Genomic DNA, 5,110 nt, shown 5'->3' on the forward strand with positions numbered 1-5,110 from the left:
GGAAACTACTGGACGGCTGGAGGGCATGCAGCGCTGACAGCAGGGTCTGTGGCACTGGATCTGGCCTCGTCAGGCCTTGGCACACAAGGTCTAAAGGCCGGAGCGCGAGCAGCAAAAGCCGGGGTGCACTTTGCCAAAAAAGCGTTTTCAAAAGAGCAAAAGGGCCAGAACACCTTAATGAAAACCGAAGGTAAAACGGGCGGCGGCGTGGACAAAAAAGTATCCATACAGCCAAAGAAAGAGCAAAAAACTTCCGACATGACGCCGGAAGAAATGCGAAGGTATTTTGAGCAGTATAAGGATGATCCGGTTCCGGTGAGGGGGTATCAAAAAAAAGAAAATGGATACATTGGTTAAAAAAAGAACAAAAGAGACCGGAACTCTCTTTGAGCAGCACCATGTGTGGCCGGTAGCTCAAGCAGAAGAAATTTTTAAAGTGACGGGACGAAAGTACAAAAATAATACAGTGATTCCGTTACCAAAAAAAATTCATCAAGCAGAGGTTCGTAAATTAATTCACAAGAGAAACGAACAAAAACCTAAGCCGAAACATCCCAGAGAATCTTTGCTACAAGGTATTCAAGACACACGAAATGGTCTATTGGAGGCCGGATGTGATCGAACCAAAACAAATGAAGCCTGCTTAAAAGCTCTTCGAAAAATAAAATCAGATAACCCAGGAGGATTTGATGGAAAAATTCCTCCTAAACCTAAAGGAGATTCAAAATGACTAAAGCTGAAATTTATCAAGAAATTCGAGATATTTCTCCCACATGGTCTGGAGAAGCACAAGAATTAGTAGAAAATTTGGAAGAATTTGAAAATGATGAATTATTGCAAGACTTAGATGATGTGTATCAAGAATGGAGCAGAAAAGAAAATGATGATTCCGTTCAACAATGCGTATCTTTGTTTGATGTAATTCTTCAGGCTATATTTAATCATGGTGATCCATCTGTCATTCCACATTTATTAAAATACGTTCCTTCAGATGATTACTATGAGGACGCAGTTGTGATGGAAGATTATTCAAGTGAGCCATTGTGCAACGGGATCGTTGATGCAAATTATTTTGGGGAGGCTTACATTCCAGCACTCTTGAGTTGTATTCACGAATTGGTTCCAAGGGCGATGGTTCATGCAAAATCATTTCTTTCTAGTATGGCGTATGACAATGCTAATATTTTTATCTTAACTAACCCATTGATTAGGAATATTTACCTAGCTGAAAAATATGCTTTTAAAAAATTACTTGAATATTCTATAGATGACATAAAAGAGGAATTGGAAGAGTACAAAAAAAAATCTGAGGAACAAACGGTATTGATGATTAGTGAGTCCCTAGACCGTATTTCGTGTGTTCGTCAAGAATTTTTAAAAATATGTGAGCAGTGAGTTGGGTTTTATTGACTTGGGCCTGTCCACTCAGGTTCAAGAGCGCCTGGTCAAGCCGGGCAAGAAGTCTGATGAGGTGTATTGCGGAGCTTCGAGCACTTTTCATGGCTCGAATATTCGCGCCGGGCACATGGATATTCGCGCTCAAAGCTTTGCCAGCCAAGGATGCCATATTGAGGGCTCGGGGAGCATCACGGCTCGCGCTCTTCAGCACCGCCCGGGCGTTAATACTTTTCTGGAGTCCTCTAGCTCTCTTTATCTTCAAGAAACTCGCCAGAGCTCGGCTCCGGTGCCGGGGTCCTTGTGTGGAGACTTGAAGGTGAGCATGGTGCAAGGGGCCTTCCAGGCTACTGAGTTTATTGACGGGGTGAGCCTTTTTGCGGCAGAAAAGCTCCAACTGATGGCGGCTCCCGTGCAAGACAGCTATCACAAGACTCAGGTTCTGAAAAAGAATATTGCTCGAATCAAGACTCAAAGCCTTGCTGGGCAAGGGCTGAGCTATCGAAACTGCGGCGTGCATGGAGTGCTTAGAGTAGACACGCCGCTGTTAGAGATGTCGGCTCAAGGGGCTCCTCCAGCTTTAGAAATTGCTCCGCGAGAGTCCTTTTGTCAGGTCCTTCGGGTGCTAGAGCCTTGTATCCAGGAGGCAACACATATAAGCACTCAGTTTAAGCCCGCCTTTAAGGCTGTACTTGGCGTGGGTATCACGGCTTTGTCTGCGGTGCTGGCGCCTCCTTTGGTGGGATCGGTGATTGCGGCCTCTGGTCATGCCTTTATCCAGAACTCAGGCTTGGAGTGCCTGGCTGATCACAGGCACATCCAGTTTAAAGCGATGCTGAAGGATGTGGGTAAAAGTCTTGCAGTTTCTGGAGCGGGCCTGGCTTTGGGAGAAATTCTCCCTGACCACCGAGCCATCCATGCCGTTAAAAACACTGCTTTGAATTGCGCCGTCTATCAGGCCGATCCTCTTAAAGCCCTTGCGGGACAAGGCCTGGTACAAGCTTCTGGATTTCTGGCCGGGCAAATCGGGCTGGAGTATCAAAGCAAGGAACTCAACTTTCTAGAGCACAAATTGCTCCACGGAGCGCTTTCTTTGGCCTCTACGCTGAGCCTGCAAGCCGTGAACTCCGGCCATCTGGACTGGAGCAAGGCCTTTTTAGCTGCTGGAGCCACCATGGCAGCCGAGTCGGGCGCAGAAGGGCTGGTGCACCTGTTTAAGGACCATCTGCCAAAACCTGAGGTGGGAGAGGCTCCTGATGCCTACCTTCAGCGCTGCAATCGAGAGCTCTCCAGTTTTGCTGAAAAGACCTCGGGAGCTCTGAGAGTTCTAACGGCGGCGGGTTTGTGCTTGGCGGGCAAGGACGCATCCAGTATTTACACCTGCGATCAGATGAGCGCAAATGCTCTGCAAAACAACTTCGCATTCATCCTGCCGGCCTTGGTGGCAACGCTATCGGCTCTGGAGGTGGTGGAGGGCACCTATCAAGCCGTTCAGAAGGTCAAGGAAGGTGACTATCTTCAGGCAGCTGGGTGCCTAGCCAAAACCGCTATCAATGCTTTGCCGGGCGTCAAGGGGCTGAAAATCGCTGTGGGAGCGGGGGAAACCGCTCAAAATCTGGCCCAAGGGTATCGTGCGGAAGGCTTGGCGGGCGCTGGAAAAGTGCTGGCCAAAGAAATCGCTGGACAAAAATTCAGCAAAGCGCTGGGCAGAGGCCTGGGGAAACTGGCAGAAAAAGCGGGCGCAAAGGGCAGGGCGGTGCAGAAAACGGCCTTTTCCAAAAAAGCGCAGAGCGGCGCGCCACAAAAGAATTCAGGGCCAAAACCGCAGCCAAAGGCTCCAGGACCGATATGTGAGGCAGAAAAGCAACAGCGATTAGAGCAGTACTTAGCAGAAAATGAGGGGCAGATGTTTGTTTCGGGGTTGTATGATGGAGATAAGTTAAAAAAAGCAATGAAAGCTCGTCATGAACGGTATGGAGAAAGATTTACGGCTCAACATCATTTGGCTCCTCATGCAACCAATGAACGAATTATTGACCCCAAATTTCCTAAAAAAGATGGTTTTAGTATTTTGATACCGGCATATTTACACAATCATGCAGTGCATGCAGCCAATACCTTAAAGCTTACAAATTATCGGGAGGCCTTGTTTGCTTCCATTCAAGCCCTTCGAAATTCTCCAAAATTGAATCAGATTCAAGATCCGGTCTTGAAGCAAAAAGCGTTAATGGAACTTAATAAAGAGCTTTTGGAGGGGATAAAATTTTACAAACAAAATTATCCAAAGATAATAGAAAAAAAATAAGGAGAAAGTTATGACAGAAGAATATTACAATTGTTTTCAAGATGTACTTGATGCAATTTACAATAGTGATGAAAATCCAATGGATTGTGATACGGAATCGTATTGGATAGATATCATTTCTAAGTTTGTATTAAATAAACAAGATTTATTACAAAAATTAGAACAATATTTTAACATGTGGGACTTAGGAGAACGAGGAGTTGATTACCTGGAAAAAATTGGGGAATTTTACGAATATGAACGTGCTTCCTGGTGTTTTTATTATCTGTTTTTGTTTTTGTCCGATCTGAAAGATCCGTCTTTTATTCCCGAGGTAATGAAATATTTTCCACCAGATGGAGAACATCATTGGCCATGGTGTATGGAGGATATGTGGACAGAACCGATGTTGGCAGAAGTTGCGAATTATCATGATTTTGGTCCAACTTATATTCCCTGGATTATGCGTTCTCTACATTTACTGTACCCTGGGGCTGAGTGGGTTGCTGAAAATTTTATGTTTAGTATGATTTACGATACGTTTTCTCATATTACGCCTGATACCTTTCCTGATTTACCCGTAGTTGATGCTCTTCCTCTAGGAAAACGAGAAATTGTGAGGAACTTGTTAGAAAAGGAAGTTTTTGGATGGAACAAAACTCTGCAAAAAGATAAAGAAAAATTGGCACAAGCTTTGTGTGAGCAAGAAAAAAAATTTGCTTATAAAGACGTGGAGTCTGCCAAAGAATCTTTAGCTTGCGCCGAATATGTTTTGGGTCAGCTGTTATTGCTTCCCGAAGAGGTTGTGGGGATAGGTCATCGATAAGCGTTTCGGCCATATTGAGGGCTCGGGGAGCATCACGGCTCGTGCTCTTCAGCACCGTCCGGGCGTTAATACTTTTCTGGAGTCCTCTAGCTCTCTCTATCTTCAAGAAACCCGGCAGAGCTCGGCTCCGGTGCCGGGGTCCTTGTGTGGAGACTTGAAGGTGAGTATGGTGCAAGGGTCCTTCCAGGCTACTGAGTTTATTGACGGGGTGAGCCTTTTTGCGGCGGAAAAGCTTCAATTGCTGGCCGCTCCAGTGCAAGACAGCTATCAAAAGACTCAGGTTCTGAAAAAGAATATTGTTCGAGTCAAGACCCAAAGCCTTGCTGGTCAAGGGCTGAGCTATCGAAACTGCGGCGTGCATGGAGTGCTTAGAGTAGACACGCCGCTGTTGGAGATGTCAGCTCAAGGCTCTCCTCCGGCTTTAGAAATTGCTCCACGAGAGTCCTTTTGCCAGGTTCTTCAGGTTTTAGAGCCTTGCACTCAAGAAGAAAAATATATAAGCACTCAGTTTAAGCCCGCCTTTAAGGCTGTCCTTGGCGTGGGCATCACGGCTCTGTCTGCGGTACTGGCGCCTCCTTTAGTGGGGTCAGTGATTGCGGCCTCTG

6 protein-coding genes are annotated in these 5,110 nt (G+C 46.0%); all 6 read left to right on the forward strand.

The annotated features are described in order from the left end of the window. The coding region (locus P618_RS08135; RefSeq protein ID WP_040458156.1) for an RNA-binding protein at positions 1 to 357 on the forward strand (357 nt) is incomplete at its 5' end. Continuing rightward, positions 341 to 730, forward strand: a complete 390-nt coding sequence (locus P618_RS08515; protein WP_021827620.1) for a hypothetical protein — start codon at positions 341 to 343, stop codon at positions 728 to 730. The genes P618_RS08135 and P618_RS08515, both read left to right, overlap by 17 nt. Continuing rightward, positions 727 to 1,395 (forward strand): hypothetical protein, encoded by a 669-nt coding sequence (locus P618_RS01155; RefSeq protein ID WP_021827621.1) that lies wholly within the window; start codon positions 727 to 729, stop codon positions 1,393 to 1,395. The genes P618_RS08515 and P618_RS01155 overlap by 4 nt, the downstream gene beginning before the upstream one ends. Then, positions 1,385 to 3,700: a hypothetical protein gene (locus P618_RS07140; RefSeq protein WP_024161026.1), complete on the forward strand. Its 2,316-nt coding sequence runs from the start codon at positions 1,385 to 1,387 to the stop codon at positions 3,698 to 3,700. The genes P618_RS01155 and P618_RS07140 overlap by 11 nt, the downstream gene beginning before the upstream one ends. A 10-nt stretch (positions 3,701 to 3,710) precedes the next feature. Then, positions 3,711 to 4,505, forward strand: a complete 795-nt coding sequence (locus P618_RS01165; protein WP_024161027.1) for a hypothetical protein — start codon at positions 3,711 to 3,713, stop codon at positions 4,503 to 4,505. Positions 4,506 to 4,635: 130 nt separating this feature from the next. Next, positions 4,636 to 5,110 (forward strand): hypothetical protein (locus P618_RS01170; protein WP_040458158.1); only part of this gene is annotated, 475 nt, incomplete at its 3' end.

Origin of the sequence: Holospora obtusa F1 (assembly GCF_000469665.2) — a bacterium.
Lineage (GTDB): Bacteria > Pseudomonadota > Alphaproteobacteria > Holosporales > Holosporaceae > Holospora > Holospora obtusa.

Bases quoted from the DNA above. Each gene is read 5' to 3' on its own strand.
- P618_RS08515 (WP_021827620.1), top strand. From the start codon at position 341: ATGGATACATTGGTTAAAAAAAGAACAAAAGAGACCGGAACTCTCTTT.
- P618_RS01155 (WP_021827621.1), top strand. From the start codon at position 727: ATGACTAAAGCTGAAATTTATCAAGAAATTCGAGATATTTCTCCCACA.
- P618_RS01165 (WP_024161027.1), top strand. From the start codon at position 3,711: ATGACAGAAGAATATTACAATTGTTTTCAAGATGTACTTGATGCAATT.